General features: G+C 69.4%; 14 protein-coding genes. 7 read left to right on the forward strand and 7 right to left on the reverse strand.

Annotated features, from left to right (window positions below):
• Positions 1–106: 106 nt before the first annotated feature.
• From IWC96_RS05450 to IWC96_RS05460, 3 genes are read right to left on the reverse strand one after another with little or no spacing between them, the layout of a single operon-like run.
• On the reverse strand, positions 107–388 hold the full coding sequence (locus IWC96_RS05450) for a hypothetical protein (RefSeq protein ID WP_196838551.1): 282 nt from the start codon (positions 386–388) through the stop codon (positions 107–109).
• Entirely contained in the window at positions 385–873 is a 489-nt protein-coding gene (locus tag IWC96_RS05455) for a DUF421 domain-containing protein (RefSeq protein ID WP_196838552.1), read from the reverse strand. The genes IWC96_RS05450 and IWC96_RS05455 overlap by 4 nt, the downstream gene beginning before the upstream one ends.
• The gene (locus IWC96_RS05460; protein ID WP_196838553.1) at positions 870–1346 is read right to left on the reverse strand and encodes a DUF421 domain-containing protein; all 477 of its coding nucleotides are present in this window, start codon (positions 1344–1346) and stop codon (positions 870–872) included. Before IWC96_RS05460 ends, IWC96_RS05455 begins: the two co-directional genes overlap by 4 nt.
• Positions 1347–1524: 178 nt before the next feature.
• On the opposite strand from IWC96_RS05460, the gene IWC96_RS05465 reads away from it, so the two are divergent.
• The 7 genes from IWC96_RS05465 to IWC96_RS05495 all read left to right on the forward strand — a co-directional run bounded on the left by IWC96_RS05465 (position 1525) and on the right by IWC96_RS05495 (position 11256).
• Entirely contained in the window at positions 1525–3798 is a 2274-nt protein-coding gene (locus IWC96_RS05465) for a TonB-dependent receptor (protein WP_021696565.1), read from the forward strand.
• Positions 3798–5129, forward strand: a complete 1332-nt coding sequence (locus IWC96_RS05470; protein ID WP_196838554.1) for an MFS transporter — start codon at positions 3798–3800, stop codon at positions 5127–5129. The genes IWC96_RS05465 and IWC96_RS05470 overlap by 1 nt, the downstream gene beginning before the upstream one ends.
• Positions 5126–6763, forward strand: coding sequence for a carboxylesterase/lipase family protein (locus IWC96_RS05475; protein WP_045318766.1), 1638 nt, complete (start codon positions 5126–5128; stop codon positions 6761–6763). The genes IWC96_RS05470 and IWC96_RS05475 overlap by 4 nt, the downstream gene beginning before the upstream one ends.
• Positions 6760–8331, forward strand: coding sequence for an AMP-binding protein (locus tag IWC96_RS05480; RefSeq protein WP_196838555.1), 1572 nt, complete (start codon positions 6760–6762; stop codon positions 8329–8331). Before IWC96_RS05475 ends, IWC96_RS05480 begins: the two co-directional genes overlap by 4 nt.
• Before the next feature lie 118 nt (positions 8332–8449).
• Positions 8450–9079, forward strand: a complete 630-nt coding sequence (locus IWC96_RS05485) for a TetR/AcrR family transcriptional regulator (RefSeq protein WP_045318777.1) — start codon at positions 8450–8452, stop codon at positions 9077–9079.
• Between the two features lie 43 nt (positions 9080–9122).
• Positions 9123–10001, forward strand: coding sequence for an SDR family NAD(P)-dependent oxidoreductase (locus IWC96_RS05490; protein ID WP_021696560.1), 879 nt, complete (start codon positions 9123–9125; stop codon positions 9999–10001).
• Positions 10002–10026: 25 nt separating this feature from the next.
• Positions 10027–11256 (forward strand): serine hydrolase, encoded by a 1230-nt coding sequence (locus tag IWC96_RS05495; protein ID WP_196838556.1) that lies wholly within the window; start codon positions 10027–10029, stop codon positions 11254–11256.
• Between the two features lie 21 nt (positions 11257–11277).
• Here the strand turns inward: IWC96_RS05495 and IWC96_RS05500 are convergent, their stop codons facing one another.
• The 4 genes from IWC96_RS05500 to IWC96_RS05515 all read right to left on the reverse strand — a co-directional run.
• The gene (locus IWC96_RS05500; protein ID WP_045318765.1) at positions 11278–12483 is read right to left on the reverse strand and encodes an acetyl-CoA C-acyltransferase; all 1206 of its coding nucleotides are present in this window, start codon (positions 12481–12483) and stop codon (positions 11278–11280) included.
• A 108-nt stretch (positions 12484–12591) separates the two neighbouring features.
• Positions 12592–13932, reverse strand: coding sequence for a sulfite reductase subunit alpha (locus IWC96_RS05505; protein ID WP_021696557.1), 1341 nt, complete (start codon positions 13930–13932; stop codon positions 12592–12594).
• On the reverse strand, positions 13929–14927 hold the full coding sequence (locus IWC96_RS05510) for an FAD:protein FMN transferase (protein ID WP_370541094.1): 999 nt from the start codon (positions 14925–14927) through the stop codon (positions 13929–13931). Before IWC96_RS05510 ends, IWC96_RS05505 begins: the two co-directional genes overlap by 4 nt.
• A 1-nt stretch (position 14928) precedes the next feature.
• A partial coding sequence (locus IWC96_RS05515) for a DUF4198 domain-containing protein (RefSeq protein WP_196838557.1) occupies positions 14929–15510 on the reverse strand: 582 nt, incomplete at its 5' end.

Consider the following 15510-nt stretch of genomic DNA (forward strand, 5'->3'; position numbering starts at 1 on the left):
CAAACGCGCCGGTGTGAATTGAAGCGGCCAGAAAAAGCTGTTCGATAACAATATTCTATGATCGCGGGGACGATCGAGTGGGAGTGATGCGGCGCGGCTTCTCTACCTAATCTGACGGCCAGAGCGCGCGTGTGAAGGTCAGGGCCCCGGACGCCATGCCCTTGAACTTGGGGGCGTCGGCCAGGGGCGCGACCAGAAAGGCCGTGTCAGGCGGCAGCTGGCGCTTGATGCGGTGATAGAGGCGCGACCGGCTCAGGGCGCTGACCACCAGATAGAGGCCGTCAGCGAGAACGAAGACTCGTTTCGCAGGAAATGTGACGTCGGCGGCGTGGTCGATGTGGACGAGGTAGGCCTGACGCGCCTCGCCGTCATCTTCGCGGGCGTTCATTCGCCGATCACGCTGATGTCGCCGTTGCGCTCCAGCGAGGCGGACTTCACGCGGTCCAGATCCGCGTGGCCCGCCGCCCGCAGGGCCATGCGCAGGTCGCCCTGACCGATGCCCGCGTGGCGCATGGCGGATTCGTCCATCTGACCGTCGCGCACCAGGGTGATGGACGAGCCCTTGGTGAGGGTGCTGAGCCATGACCATCGCGCCGCCGCCATGGCCAGCAGGCCGTGCAGGGCGACGAGCAGGATGGTGGCGATCACGGTGGGCAGGAACGGGGCGCTTCCGGTCAGGGCGCGGCTGAGGTTCGAGCCGACGATGACGGCGAGGATGATGTCCAGAGCGCTCCATTTGCCGAAGGCCCGGGTGGCGGCGAAGCGCACGATCAACACGCCCAGAACGAAGATCAGCGTGGCGCGAAACGACATCTGCAGCCAGCCGATGTCCTGACCCTCTGTGCCGATGACGGCGTGCAGGGTCTCCATCATGACGCCCGCGTCACGGCCAGCGAGCCGTCAGTTTCGAGAAAGACCGCCTCGGCGTCCTCCACGCCCCGCCTGCCCGACTGGCGGATGGCGGCCTCGATCTCGTCGCTGGTGATGCGCTGACGCCGCATGGCCTGGGGCAGCAGTTCGCCCTTGCGGACCAGCAGGGTGGCCTCGGCCTTGACCGCTTCATTGAACCATGGCCAGCGCACCGAAGCGCTCGTGACCACGAATTGCATGCCCACCAGCAGGGCGAGGGCGGCCAGTCCGTCCACCAGTGACAAGGTGCTGCTGGTGATGACCGAGGCCAGGGTCGAACCGATGGCGATGGTGATGATGAAGTCGAAGGCGTTGAGCTTGGCCAGGGTGCGCTTGCCGGACATCCGCAGAATCAGGATCAGCGCCACATAGGCCGCCGGCGCGATCAACAGGATGCGCAGCACCCCGTCCCAGCCGTTGAAGATGGCGTCAGGCATGGTTCCTCCTGCGTCCCCAACGATCACCGTGGAGGTTGGGTTGCGGGGGATCAGGCGGGTGCGGGCGGCCGTAACATTCACGCGCGTGAGAGTGAATGTTGACAGGATGGCGGAACCATGGCCCACTCCCTCTCCGAGAGCGTCGGCATTCACGATCGGCGCCGAGGGAGGACATCAGATGAGGGCGATACTTCTCGCGTCGGCTTGCGCCGTCGCCACCATGGCTGCCTGGCAGCCTGCGGAGGCCCAGACGGCCGCCGCGAACCCGAGTGATGAGCGGCAGGATCAGGAGGTCACTTCCGTGGGGGAGGTGATCGTGACCGCCACCCGCCGCGCCGAGCGTCTCCAGGACGTGCCTTTGAGCATCACCACCCTGTCGCAGGACGAACTGACCGAAAAGGGCATCGTCGGCTACGAGGGTCTGGCCACCGAAACGCCGGGCGTGATCCTGAATCGCGCCAGCGCCAACTTCAACAATTTCACCGCGCGCGGCATCGCCACCAACGGCTACAACGCCAATCTGCAGAGCACGGTGGCGATCTATATCGACGAGTTGCCGATCTCGTCGAACGGCAACTCCACCATTCTCGATCCCAGCCTCTATGACGTGGAGCGGATCGAGTTCCTGCGCGGACCGCAGGGGACGCTGTTCGGCTCGGGCTCGCTGGCCGGCGCCCTGCGCATCCTGACCCACGCGCCGGATCCCAACGCCTTCGAGGCGTCGTTCCTGGGCGACATCGGGGTGACGGGATCGGACTCCCTGCGCCAGCGCTACAACGGCATGGTCAACATCCCGCTGGTGGAAGACCAGCTGGCCCTGCGCGTGGTCGGCTTCTCGCGGGATGAGGAGGGCTACCTCAACAACATCGGCACGGGGGTCGAGAACTCGAACAGCCTGGAAAGCTGGGGCGGTCGCGCCACCCTGTTGTGGGAGCCGACGGACCGTCTGTCGATTCAGCTGCGTTATTCCCACGAGGAGAGCGACCCGCAGGACTCCTCGCTGGTCAATCCGACGCTGGGCGAGGACACGCGCCGGTCGGACCGGCCGGACCGGTTCTCGGGTGTCATGACCAACTACAATGTGACGTTCGACTATCAGTTCAACGGGGCGAATCTGACCAGTTCATCGACCTGGTCCGACTATGACGCCCTGTTCCATGTGGACCTGGCCGGCACCTTCGGCCAGACCATAGCCTTCGCCCTGGACGCCGACGCCTGGGACGAGACCTTCGTGCAGGAAATGCGGCTGGTTTCGGATCCGGGCGGGCGGTTCGACTGGGTTCTGGGCGGCTTCTATTTCGAGCGGCGCCGGGACGTGGCCTTCAACTACCGCTCCAGCCCGGAATTCCTGGCGGCGCGCGGCATCACCGGGCTGCCGGACGAGTACTATCAGCGGTTCAACAGCTACTCCATCTCGCACGAGCAGGCTCTGTTCGGTCAACTGACCTATCGCTTCACGGACGACTTCTGGGTCACGGGCGGGCTGCGTTACGGCAGCACCGACGCGCAAGCGTTCACCGAGGCAGGCGGCTACAACAGCAACTATCTGGTCAACGCCCTGTTCGGCATTCCCGGTCCCTTGACCATCACGCCGATCGCCGCCGCCGAAGGGGTCAAGGCCGAAGAAACCGGGCCTTCCTATCGCGCCAGCGTCTCGTGGCGTCCGCGCCCGTCGCTCACCACCTACGCCACGGTGGCGACGGGTTTCCGCGGCCCGATCGTGAATGCCCGGGCCGGGGCGGTCAGCGTGCTGGACCCGACCGATCTGGTCATTCCCTACGGCGCCGACTCCGACGAGTTGATCAGCTATGAGGTGGGGCTGAAAGGCAGCTGGATGAACGGCCGTCTGGCCGCCAATCTGGCGCTCTACTACATCGACTGGAACGACATTCAGGTCCAGGCGAACCGGGTGTCCGACCAGGTGCAGTTCGCCACAAACATCGGCGGCGCCTACAGCCGGGGGATCGAGTTCGAGCTCCGCGCCATTCCGGCCGAGGGCTGGACGGTGGCCCTGAACGGCGCGCTCAACGACGCCGAGGTCGACGATCTGTCGCCCGAGGAAGCCGCCATTTCCGGCGCGGTTCTGGGCGCGCGGCTGGCCGGGCCGCGGTTCAGCGGCTCGCTGCTGGTCAACTACAATTTCGATCTGTTCCAGAGCGCCGAGGGCAACGCCTCGGTGTCGGTGATCCATGTGGGCGATTATCCCGGCTCGTTCCCCAACGTGCCCGGCCAGCCCGGCGTGGTCAGTCCAACCTATGACTGGACCGAGGAGTACACCATCGTGAACGCCACCCTGGCCGCCGCCTTCGACCGTGTCACGGTCGCGGCCTATGTGGAGAATCTGTTCGATGACCGGTCCATCAACTATGTCCACCCCGAGGCCTTCGTTGACGGCAAGTACGGGGTGAACCGTCCGCGCACCGTGGGCGTGCGCCTGGGGTATGCGTTCTGATGGCGATCTCCACCTCAACCGTCCCGGGCGCGCCAGTCGCGCGCCCGGGCGCCGGGGCCTGGGCCGTGCTCGGGGTCCTGTGCTTCGTCTATGTGCTGAACTTCCTGGACCGTCAGCTGCTGTCGATCCTGGCCAAGCCGATCCAGGACGAGCTGGGCGTGTCGGACGGGCAGCTGGGCCTGCTGACCGGTCTGTATTTCGCGATGTTCTACTGCATCCTGGCCATTCCGGTGGGATGGCTGGCGGACCGGACGAACCGGGTGAAGGTGCTGGCCATTTCCTGTGGCCTGTGGAGCGCAGCCACGGCCGCCTGCGGCCTGGCCGGAAGCTATCCGCAGCTGGCCGCGGCCCGCATGGCCGTGGGCGTGGGCGAAGCGGGCGGGGTGCCGCCATCGTACGCCATCATCTCGGACTATTTCCCCTCGGGCACCCGGGGCACGGCGCTCAGCCTGTTCAACATGGGCCCGCCCATCGGCATGGCGCTGGGGGTGGCCTTCGGCGCGTCAATCGCGGCGGCCTATTCCTGGCGGCTGGCGTTCCTGTGGGTCGGCGCCATCGGCGTTCTGACCGCCCTGATCGTCTGGTTCATGGTGCGCGAGCCCAAGCGCGGCGGACTGGACGCCAGGCCGGTCGATGCGGCGGTTCCCGAGGCGGAGCCGACGGCTGTCCCGACCCGGTCGGGGTTCTGGGAGACCTTCCGCATGTTCTTCGCGGACCCGGTGCTGTTCCGCATCGCGGCCGCCTGCGCCGCCACCCAGTTCATCACCTATGCGGTGCTGAACTTCACCGTCCTGTTCCTGATGCGTGAGAAGGGCATGGAGATGGGGGAGGTGGCCGTCTGGTACGCGCTGCTGATCCTGATCGGGACCAGCGCGGGCATGGTCGCCTCCGGGCGGCTGGTGGACCGGTTCGCGCCGCGCGGCAAGGCGGCCTACGCCTATGTGCCGGCCATCGGCCTGGCGCTGGCCGTGCCGCTGTTCGTGGCCTTCGTCTGGGCGCCCAGCTGGCCGCTGGCGCTGGCGTTCCTGCTGCTGCCCATGGGGCTGAACTATTTCTATCTGTCGCCGGCGGTGACGCTGGTTCAGGAGGAGGTTCGGCCGGACCAGCGGGTCATGTCCGGCGCCCTGCTGCTGCTGGTCATGAACCTGGTGGGGCTGGGGCTGGGGCCGACCTATCTGGGCTTCGCCAGCGACTTCTTCCAGGCCCGCGGATACGAGAACTCGCTGCAGCTGGCGTTCTACACCCTGACGCCGTTCTACGTCCTGGCCATCGGCCTGTTCCTGTGGCTGGCCAGGGCCATCAAGCAACAGAAGCTCGAGGCGGCGGCATGAGGCGGTCCCTGTGCATGATGGCGGGGCTCGCCGCCCTGATCCTGGCGGCGCCCGTGTCGGCCCATGACGCGCCGGTGGTTCAGGCCCCCGCCGGGTCCGTGAGGGGGGAAGCGCTGGACGGCGTCGCCGCCTTCCGGGGCATTCCCTACGCCGAGGCGCCGACGGGGCGGATGCGCTGGCGGGCCCCGGTGACGGCGGCGGGCTGGGACGGGGTGCGTGACGCCTCCCGGTTCGGCCCCGCCTGTCACCAGCCGCCCTCGCGGCCGGGCAGCATCTATGCGCCCGCCGAGACCCCGGCCATGAGCGAGGACTGTCTGTCGCTGAACGTGTGGACGCCGGAGAATGCGGAGAACGCCCCCGTGTTCGTGTGGATCCACGGCGGCTCCCTGACCGGCGGTTCCGGCAGCGAGGTCATGTATGATGGCGCGCGCATGGCCGCCGAGGGCGTGGTGGTGGTGACCATCAACTATCGCCTGGGCGTGCTGGGTTATCTGGCCCATCCGGATCTGAGCGCGGAGTCGACGGACGGGGTGTCGGGCAACTACGGCCTGCTGGACCAGATCGAGGCCCTGCGCTGGATCAACCGCAACATCGCCGCCTTCGGGGGCGACCCGGGCAATGTCACCATCGCGGGCGAGTCCGCCGGGGCCCTGTCGGTCATGTATCTGATGGCCGCGCCGCAGGCCCACGGGCTGTTCCACAAGGCGGTGGCCCAGAGCGCCTACATGATCTCCACCCCCGCCCTGCGCGAGACGGTGCATGGGACGCCGTCGGCCGAGGACGCGGGCGTGGCGCTGAGCCGCCAGCTGGAGGTGAGGGGGCTGGCCCGGCTGCGAGCCATGGATCCGCAGGCCCTGACGGTCGGCGCGGCCATGTCCGGCTTCCTGCCGCTGGGCAATGTGGACGGCCATGTGCTGCCCGCCCAGCCGGTGGAAGCGTTCGAGCGGGGCGAGGCGGCGTCTGTTCCGATCCTGGCCGGGTTCAACGAGGGCGAGATCCGCTCGCTGCGGTTCCTGCTGCCGCCCCAACCCGCGAGCGCGGAGGCTTATGAAGCGGCCATTCGGGCGGCCTATGGCGATCTGGCGGACGACATGCTGGCGCGTTACCCGTCCGGGAACCTGGATGAGGCCATGCTGGCGACCACCCGGGACGCCATGTACGGCTGGACCGCCGAGCGTCTGGTGCGCAGCCAGACGGCGCAGGGACAGCCGTCGTTCCTGTACTATTTCGACCACAGCTATCCAGCCGCCGACGAGGCGGGGCTGCACGCCTTCCACGCCAGCGAGATTCCCTATGTCTTCAGCGGCGGAGAGCGGACGCCGCCGTACTGGCCGGCGATTCCGGAAACGGATGTGGAATCCGGCCTGTCCGACGCCATGTTGAGCTACTGGGTCAGCTTCGCCCGCGACGCGGTTCCGTCTGCAGAAGGGCAGCCTGAGTGGCGGCCCTATGGCGAGGATCGGGCCTATATGGCCTTCGACCAGACGCCGGTTCCGGGCGCCCACCTGATGCCGGGCATGTTCGAACTGGTGGAAGAGGTGGTCTGCCGCCGACGCGCCCAGGGCGATCTGCCGTGGCACTGGAACGTGGGCGTCGCCTCGCCGCCGCTTCCTGCAGCAGCGGAATGCCGATGACCGACGGGGAGATGCAGGCCTTCCCGCTGACCCTCGACCGGTTCCTGGATCATGCCGCCAAATGGCATCCGGGCGTCGAGGTGGTCACGGCGCGTGGCGACGGTTCCAGTGAACGTATCGGCTACGAAGCCCTGAGGGTCCGCAGCCGACGTGTGTCGAGCGTCCTCGCCGGGCTTGGCGTCCGTGCAGGCGACCGGGTGGCGACCCTGGCCTGGAACACCCAGGCCCATGTGGAGGTCTGGTATGCGGTCATGGGCATGGGGGCGGTGTGTCATACGCTGAACCCGCGCCTGACCGAGGCGCAGCTGGCCGACATGGCGACCCAGTCGCAGGCGCGCATCCTGATCGCGGGGGCGGACCTGGCCCCGCTGGCCCGCCGCATCGCCGCCCGCGCGCCGCTGATCGAGCGCGTGCTGGTGATCGACGCGGGGGACGCGCGCGACGAGCCGGGCGACCTGCTGGAGCCGATGATCGGGACGGCCGAGGGCGAGGTGGTCTGGGGGGCGTTCGACGAGACCGCGCCGAGCGGCCTGTGTTTCACCTCGGGCACCACCGGGGCGCCCAAGGGGGTGACCTACACCCACCGGTCCAGCTTCCTGCATACGCTGCGGGTGCTGCAGGCGGATGTGATGGCGTTCACAGCCGACGACGGCATCCTGATGGCCGTGCCCATGTTCCACGCCAACGCCTGGGGCCTGCCGTTCGCGGCCCCGGCGGTGGGCGCGCGCCTGATCCTGCCCGGCCGCTATCTGGACGGCGCGAGCCTGGCCGCCCTGATCAATGCGGAAGACGCCACCGTGGGCGTGGGCGTGGCCACGGTGTGGCTGGCGCTGCTGGAGCATCTGGAGGCGACCGGCGGCCAGACCCCGTCGCTGAAGCGGATCGTGGTGGGTGGGGCGCCCCTGGCGCCGGCGCTGATGGAGCGAATCGAGCGTGGGCTGGGCGTCACGGTCCAGACCAGCTGGGGCATGACCGAGCTGTCCCCGTCCGGCACGGTGGCCCGGCCGACCGATGCGAACCGCGCGGCCCACAAGTCCGGCCGCACCGCCATCGGCGTCGACCTGCTGCTGACCGACGCGGAGGGGCGGGCGCTGCCGGAGCAACGGGGCGTGGAAGGCCATCTGAAGGTGCGCGGCGCCGCGGTGATCCAGCGTTATTTCGGCGAGAAGGAGAGCGCCACCGACCCTGACGGCTGGTTCGCCACGGGCGATCTGGCCCGCATCAGCCCCGACGGCGACCTGATCATCACCGGCCGGGCAAAGGACCTGATCAAGTCCGGCGGCGAATGGATCAATCCGGCGGAGATCGAGGCCGTGGTCAGCGAACATCCCGAGGTGTCCCTGGCCGCCGTGATCGCCCGCTCCGATCCCAAATGGGGGGAACGGCCCATTCTTCTGGTTCAGACGCGGGAATCTGACACCATAAGCGACGAAGCCCTGCTTGCGCCGTTGCGCGAGAGGGTCGCCCCGTGGTGGATTCCCGATGCGGTCATCCGGCTGGACCAGATGCCGCTGGCCCCCACGGGCAAGATCGACAAGATGCGTTTGCGAGTAGACTATGGCGGCTGAGCCGAAGACGAAGACCAAAGCTGCGGCTGTCGCCGAGGCCAAGCCTCGCGAGGCGGTCGCGCGTCCGGCGCCCAAGCCGCGCAAGCGCCCCATCAAGGAGCAACAGCGCGCCGACAAGATGGAGCAGATCCTCGACGCGGCGGAGTACCTGTTTTCGGTGCACGGCCTTTACGGGGTGACGCTGAAGGATGTGGCCCAGAAGGTCGGCGTCCACCACACCCTGCTGAACTACTATTTCACCGACAAGAAGACCCTGTTCGACGCCGTCATCGGACGGCGCGCGGGCGTGACCAGCGGCCTGCGCATGAAGGCGCTGGATGCGTACGAGGCCGCCTGCGGGGGCAAGCCCACGGTTGAGGGCGCGCTGCGGGCGTTCCTGGACACCGACCTGGACCTGTACAGCCAGGGCGGCGAGAACTGGAAGAACTACGGCGCCCTGGGCGCGCAGGTGTCCAACACCACCTATGGCGCCGAGCTGTTCGACCTGCATTTCGATCCGCTGGTGCTGCGGCTGGTGGACATCCTCAAGAAGGCCCTGCCGGACTGCGCCGAGGAGGACATCTTCTGGGGCTATCACTTCGTCACCGGCGCGCTGATGCTGACCCTGGCCCGCACGGGCCGGATCGACCGGCTGTCCGGCGGGCGATGCAACTCGGACGACTTCGAGGCGGTGAAGGACCGCATGGCCGGCTTCATGGCCGCGGGCTTCATGTCGATCTGCAAGAGCAAGAAGAGCGCGGCCGACTGAGCGCGCCCGCATAAAAATCAAACCGATGACAGGAGAATTGGACATGGCGCTTCAAGGGCGTGTGGCGATCATTACGGGTTCGGGCGGGGGACTGGGCCGCGAACATGCGCTGTATCTGGCGCGCAAGGGCGCCAGGGTCGTGGTCAATGACCTGTCCCAGGACGCGGCGGACGCCGTGGCCGAGGAAATCCGTGCGGCGGGCGGCGAAGCCCTGGCCGTGGCCGCCTCGGTCACCGACGAGGCGGCCGTCAGCGCCATGGTCAATCAGACCGTGGAGGCTTGGGGCCGCATCGACATCCTGATCAACAACGCCGGGATCCTCCGCGACAAGAGCTTCGCCAAGATGGACATGGCCGACTTCCGTCTGGTGGTGGACGTGCACCTGATGGGCGCGGCCATCTGCACCAAGGCGGTGTGGGAGCAGATGCGCCAGCAGCAGTTCGGCCGCATCGTCATGACCACCTCGTCGTCGGGCCTGTACGGCAATTTCGGCCAGGCCAACTACGGCGCCGCCAAGATGGCGCTGGTGGGCTTCATGCAGACCTTGGCCATCGAGGGCGAGAAATACGGCATCCGCGTCAACTGCCTGGCGCCCACGGCGGCGACCCAGATGACGGCGGACATCCTGCCCGAGGCGGCGCTGAAGGCGCTGGATCCGGCGCTGGTCAGCCCGGCCCTGCTGCCGCTGGTGGTGGACGACGCGCCGACGCGCACGGTGATCTGCGCCGGCGCCGGGCACTTCGCCACGGCCGCCATCACGCTCAGCCAGGGCCGCTACATCGGCGGCGGCGACGATGCCGGCGAGCGCCTGATCGCGGCGTGGGACGCGGTGTCGGACCAGACCGACGCCCTGATCCCCAACTACGGCTTCACCCAGGCCGAGCGTGAGGTGCAGAGCGTCGTGGCCGCGTCCACGACCTGACGCCCGGCAGGAACAGGAGGCCGCCATGATCGACCGTCGCACGCTGATGATCTCCGGGGCCGCCTTCGCCGGGCTGGCCGCCGGTCCGGTCCGGTCGTCGGACGCGCTGGATCCGGTGGTGGCCCGCCTGCGCGGTTTCGTGGAGCAGGGCGAACTGCCGTTCGCCTCCCTGCGGGTGGCGCAGCGGGGGCGCGTGCTGGCGGAGGCGCACATCTCGGGCGTCGAGACCATCGGGCCGGAGTCCCTCTATCGCATCTATTCCATGACCAAGCCGGTGGCGGCGGCGGGCGCGGTTCTGCTGATCGAGGACGGCGCGCTGACACTGGACACGCCGGTGGCCGGGATCGTGCCCGAGTTCGCCGATCTTCAGGTTCTGGGCGAGGGCGACGCGCGCATTCCGGCCCGCGTCATGACCGTGGGCCATCTGCTGACCCACACCTGCGGCCTGGCCAACAGCTGGGGCGACGCGCGCGTGGCGCCGCTGTATCGCCAGGCGGGCCTGACCGCCGCCGCCTGGATGTACGATCCGGAGATCGGCGGACTGGCCGGGTTCGCGCGGCGGCTGGGCCAGCTGCCGCTGGAGCATCAGCCGGGGGCGGACTGGCTGTACGGCTATGGGCTGGACATCGCCGGGCTGGTGATCGAACGGATCAGCGGCGAGCGGCTGGGGGATTTTCTCAAGCGCCGCATCTTCGACCCGCTCGGCATGGCCGACACCGGCTTCTTCGTGCCGGAGGACAGGGCCGACCGGCTGGCGGGGCTCTATACGGCGGGCGAAGGGGGATTGAACCGCGTCCGGTCCGGCGCTGAGCGGACCCCTCTGCGCCGGCCGCTGGCGGATTCCGGCAGCGGGGCGCTGGTCTCGACCCTGTCGGATTACGGCCGGTTCGCCGACATGCTGGCGAACGGCGGGGCCGTGGACGGGGCGCGGGTGATGAGCGCGGACTCCGCGCGCCTGATGATGACGCCCTGGGGCCCGCAGGACCATGTCGAGCCGCGGCTGCGCCAGTTCTACGGCGGGCGGCTTGACGGCCGGATGGGGCAGGCGCTGGGCGGGGTGACCCGGCTGGACGACGGTTCCGGTCCCGGCTCGACCGGCGAATACGCCTGGGGCGGGGCGGCGGGCACCGGGTTCTGGGCTACGCCGGGCCTCGGGCTATCGGTGACGATGATGACCCAGGTCATGCCCGCCGGCGCCGCGCCCCCGCGCGACGCCCTGCGGCCGCTGATCTATCAGGCGCTGGCCGGGGTCTGACCCGACCAGCGCCCCGCCTTCCTAGTAGATTTCGAACAGTCCGGCGGCTCCCATGCCGCCTCCGACGCACATGGTGACGACGCCGTACTTTGCGCCGCGCCGCTTGCCCTCGATCAGCACATGGCCGGTCATGCGGGCGCCGGACATGCCGTAGGGGTGGCCGATGGAGATGGCGCCGCCCGACACGTTCAGCCGGTCATTGGGAATGCCCAGCGTGTCGCGGCAGTACAGGACCTGCACGGCAAAGGCCTCGTTCAGCTCCCAGATGCCGATGTCGTCCACGGTCAGGCCGTGCTGCTTCAGCAGTTTGGGCACGGCGAAGACGGGGCCGATGCCCATCTCGTCGGGCTCGCAGCCCGCCACGGCCATGCCGCGATAGGCGCCCAGCGGCGTCAGGCCGCGCCGCTCAGCGTCCTTCGCCTCCATGATCACCGAGGCCGAGGCGCCGTCCGACAGCTGGGACGCATTGCCCGCCGTGATGAAGCGGCCCTGTTCGATCTTCTCGCCGCCGCCGAAGACGGGCTTGAGCGAGGACAGACCTTCCAGCGTGGTTTCGGGGCGGTTGCCTTCGTCCTTCGACAGGGTGACTTCCTTGGCGGACACCTGGCCGGTGGCCTTGTCCTGCACCTGCATGGTGGTGGTCATGGGGACCACCTCGGCGTCCAGATGGCCCGCCGCCTGGGCCGCGGCGGTGCGCTGCTGCGACTGCAGGGCGTATTCGTCCTGGGCCTCGCGGGAGATGCCGTAGCGCTCGGCCACCACCTCGGCGGTCTCCAGCATGGACATGTAGATGTGGGGCGACAGCTTCAGCAGCGCCTCGTCCTTCATGCGGTAGAGGTTCATGTGCTGGTTCTGGACCAGCGAGATGCTTTCCAGCCCGCCGCCCACGGCCACCTGCTGGCCGTCGATCATGACCTGCTTGGCCGCCGTGGCGAGGGCCATGAGGCCCGAGGCGCACTGGCGGTCGAGGCTCATGCCGGCGACGCTGGCGGGCAGGCCGGCGGCCAGCGCCACCTGACGGGCGATGTTGGGCGAGGTGGGGCCCTGCTGCAGGGCCGCGCCCATGATCACGTCCTGGATTTCGGCCGGATCGACGCCCGCGCGCTCGACCGCATGGCGCACCGCGTGGGCGCCCAGCTGCTGCGGCTGGGTGTCGTTGAAGGCGCCGCGATAGGCCCGGCCGATGGGGGTGCGGGCGGTGGAGACGATGACGGCTTCGCGGGACATGGAACACCTTTGAATGGTTCGGGGAGTGTAACAGTATTTGAACACGGCAAAGTCTTCCGGGCCAACCAAAAAGCGGCTCGCGCAGCGTCAGTCCGCGAGCTTTCCGACTTAATAGACGTCGCGCCGATAGCGGCCCCGGGCGGTCAGATCATCCAGGGTCTCCACGCCCAGAATTTGGCCCAGCGCTTCGTGGACTCCGGCCCCCATGGCCACGGCGCCGCAGACGTGGATGACGGCGCCCCGGGCGATCCAGTCGCGCACCAGATCGGCGTGATCGCGCAGATGATTCTGAACGTACCGGCCGCCGTCGCCGCGCGAGAAGACGCAGTCCAGTCGCGCGAGCGCGCCGTCGTCGCACCAGCCCTCCAGTTCGCCGTGCAGGATGCGGTCGTGGTCGGGGTGGCGCTCGCCCAGGATCAGCCAGTTGGCGCCGCACCCGGCCGCCTGCCGTTCCCTGAGGTGCGCGCGCAGGCCCGCCAGCCCGCTGCCCGCGCCGATCAGGATCATGGGCGGGTCGCCCTCGGGACCGTGGAAGGCGCTGTTGGACCGGATGCGCAGGTCAACCGGCGCGCCGATGGCGCAGGTGTCGGTCAGCCAGCCGGACGCCAGACCCGGCGTTCCGTCCGGGCCGCGCATCAGCCGCACGATCAGCTCCAGCCGACCATCGGCGGGCAGGGAGGCGACGGAGTATTCGCGGTGGGCGTGGGGCGGCTGACCGGGGGCGGAGGGCACGCCGATCTCCGCGATGTCGCCCGCGCGCCAGTCCGGCATCTCGCCGACGGGCTCCAGGGCGATGCGCCACAGGCCCTCGCCGGGGCTGTCCGGGCTGTTCAGCCGCTCACGCTCCATAAGGCGCCACGGCGTGTAGGCGGGCGGGGCCCAGTCCGGCGCGTCGGTCAGGCCGGTGATCCGGCTCAGCTGATGCTGCCAGTGGCGGATCGCGCCGGCCTCGCCGTTGTCCACCTCGACCCGGTCGAAGAGGGGGCGGGCGCCGTTGGTCCTCAGCCAGTCGTCCAGGGCCCGGCCGAAGGCGCAGAAGTGGCTGTAGCTGCGGTCGCCCAGGGCGAGGACGCCGAAGGACAGGCCGGAAAGATCGAGCCGGTTCATCCGGCGCAGGAAGGCGACGGCGGAATCCGGAGCGTCGCCCTCGCCGGTGGTGGAGACCAGGAACAGGGCGCGGGGGGCGGCGGCGAGGCGCTCGATGGTCAGTTCGCCCAGACTGATCAGGGCGGTCGGGACGCCGCCTGCGTTGAGCGCGGCGGCGGTCATGCGGACCAGCTCCTCGGCGAACCCGGTCTGGCTGGCGAAGACCACGAGGGTGGCGTCGGGGGCGGTCGGGGCTGTGTCCACGGTCCTGCGCGCGCGGCGCAGGGCGATCAGCCCGATCAGGGCCAGCCACAGAACGACCGCTGCGGCCGCCCACGCCCAACGGATGGGATCGGCGGTCATGCGTCGTCATCCAGCATGGCGGCGAAGGCGGGGCTGAAATGCTCCTCCAGGCCGTCCGGTCCGCGCAGGATCATGCGCACGGCGAGGCTCTCGCGTTCGGCATAGGCCATGCCCACGGCGGGCCCCATGACGGTGAGGGCGCTGGCCAGGGCGTCGGCCTGCATGGCTGAGGCGTGCAGCACTGTGACCGAGGCCACGCCGTTGTCGACCGGGCGTCCGGTGCGGCCGTCCAGGGTGTGGGAGAAGGCGCGGCCGTCGTGCTCGAACACCCGCACCTGATCGCCGGAGGTGGCCACCGAAAGCCCGTGCAGGGCGGCCAGCATACGGGGGGCGTCCAGACCCGGCGGCTGCTCCAGCTCGACCCACCACGGTCGACCGTCGGGCTTGATCCCGTGGCCGCGCAGTTCGCCGCCGATCTCCACCAGATGATGGGATGCGTCCTCGGCGGTCAGGCGCTCGGAGACGGCGTCCACGGCGAACCCCTTGGCCACGCCGGACAGGTCCAGCCGCAGCCCGCCGGGCTGGACCCAGCGGCCGTCGGGGCCGTGCTCGAGACGCCGCCAGCCGCCGCCGGCGCGGGCGGTTTCGATCTTCGCGTCGGCAGGGATATCCGCGCGCGGTCCCGGCGGGCCGAAGCCCCACAGGTCCACCAGCGCGCCCAGTGTCGGATCAAAGGCGCCGTCCGTCTCCTGCGCCAGCGACAGGGCGTAGGCCAGCACCCCGGCGAAGGTGTGGGGCAGGGCGTGGGCCTCGCCCGTGTCGGCGGCGTTGAAGCGCGAGAGGGCGCTGTCGGGACGCCAGTGGCTCATCTGCTCATCCACGCGGGCGATCTCCTCGCGGACAGCGGCGGTCAGGCGCGGGCCGTCGGCGGGGTCGCCGACCGCACGCACGGTCCAGGATGTGCCCAGGGCTTCGCCGGTCAGCACCAGCACCGCGCCGGACGGCCGCGCCGGAATCCGCTCCAGCCCGGGGATCAGCACGCGGTTGGCCGTCACCTCAGGGCAGGACTTCGAAGGTGGCGGTGTACTGCACGTTGCGGGCGTGCGCGCGGCCCTCGCCCGCCGGGGTGCGGACCGACGCGTTGATCCAGTACAGACCGGCCTCGGTCCATTCGATGCGGAACAGGCCGTCGGCGTCGGTGGTGACCGTCATGTCGCCGGGGTTGTCGCGATAGCGCGAGCCGCCGCGGGCCACAGTGACCTCCACGCCGGCGGCCGGGACGCCGTCGTTCAGCAGGCGGAATTCACCGGGCTCGCCCACGATCAGGTCGTTGGGATGGGTGACGGGCGCCAGCTCAAGGCCGTCACCGGTGGGCTCGAAGACCGTCCGGGTCGGGGCGCCGAGGGTGGCGAAGGTCTCGATGCGGTTGGCGTTCTCCGTGCCCTCGATCTCGGTGGCGCCCTCGGGCAGGGCGGCGGGGAAGTCCGAGGCCGCGCCGCGCCAGCGCTGGCGCTCGCCGTCCAGGGTGTAGCTGGCGAAGAAGCCCGACGAGACATTGGCGATCTTGTACGTGCCGGGCTGGGTCAGGTGCACGTCGAAGGTGGAGCGGTAGCGGGCGCGGTGCTCGTTCTCGGCCGA

Origin of the sequence: Brevundimonas sp. BAL450 (assembly GCF_015767455.1) — a bacterium.
GTDB classification, from domain to species: Bacteria; Pseudomonadota; Alphaproteobacteria; order Caulobacterales; family Caulobacteraceae; genus Brevundimonas; species Brevundimonas abyssalis.

What these genes read in the sequence shown, in the direction of transcription:
- IWC96_RS05450 (WP_196838551.1), bottom strand. Translation starts at nt 388, where the DNA reads ATGAACGCCCGCGAAGATGACGGCGAGGCGCGTCAGGCCTACCTCGTC.
- IWC96_RS05455 (WP_196838552.1), bottom strand. Translation starts at nt 873, where the DNA reads ATGATGGAGACCCTGCACGCCGTCATCGGCACAGAGGGTCAGGACATC.
- IWC96_RS05460 (WP_196838553.1), bottom strand. Translation starts at nt 1,346, where the DNA reads ATGCCTGACGCCATCTTCAACGGCTGGGACGGGGTGCTGCGCATCCTG.
- IWC96_RS05465 (WP_021696565.1), top strand. Translation starts at nt 1,525, where the DNA reads ATGAGGGCGATACTTCTCGCGTCGGCTTGCGCCGTCGCCACCATGGCT.
- IWC96_RS05470 (WP_196838554.1), top strand. Translation starts at nt 3,798, where the DNA reads ATGGCGATCTCCACCTCAACCGTCCCGGGCGCGCCAGTCGCGCGCCCG.
- IWC96_RS05475 (WP_045318766.1), top strand. Translation starts at nt 5,126, where the DNA reads ATGAGGCGGTCCCTGTGCATGATGGCGGGGCTCGCCGCCCTGATCCTG.
- IWC96_RS05480 (WP_196838555.1), top strand. Translation starts at nt 6,760, where the DNA reads ATGACCGACGGGGAGATGCAGGCCTTCCCGCTGACCCTCGACCGGTTC.
- IWC96_RS05485 (WP_045318777.1), top strand. Translation starts at nt 8,450, where the DNA reads ATGGAGCAGATCCTCGACGCGGCGGAGTACCTGTTTTCGGTGCACGGC.
- IWC96_RS05490 (WP_021696560.1), top strand. Translation starts at nt 9,123, where the DNA reads ATGGCGCTTCAAGGGCGTGTGGCGATCATTACGGGTTCGGGCGGGGGA.
- IWC96_RS05495 (WP_196838556.1), top strand. Translation starts at nt 10,027, where the DNA reads ATGATCGACCGTCGCACGCTGATGATCTCCGGGGCCGCCTTCGCCGGG.
- IWC96_RS05500 (WP_045318765.1), bottom strand. Translation starts at nt 12,483, where the DNA reads ATGTCCCGCGAAGCCGTCATCGTCTCCACCGCCCGCACCCCCATCGGC.
- IWC96_RS05505 (WP_021696557.1), bottom strand. Translation starts at nt 13,932, where the DNA reads ATGACCGCCGATCCCATCCGTTGGGCGTGGGCGGCCGCAGCGGTCGTT.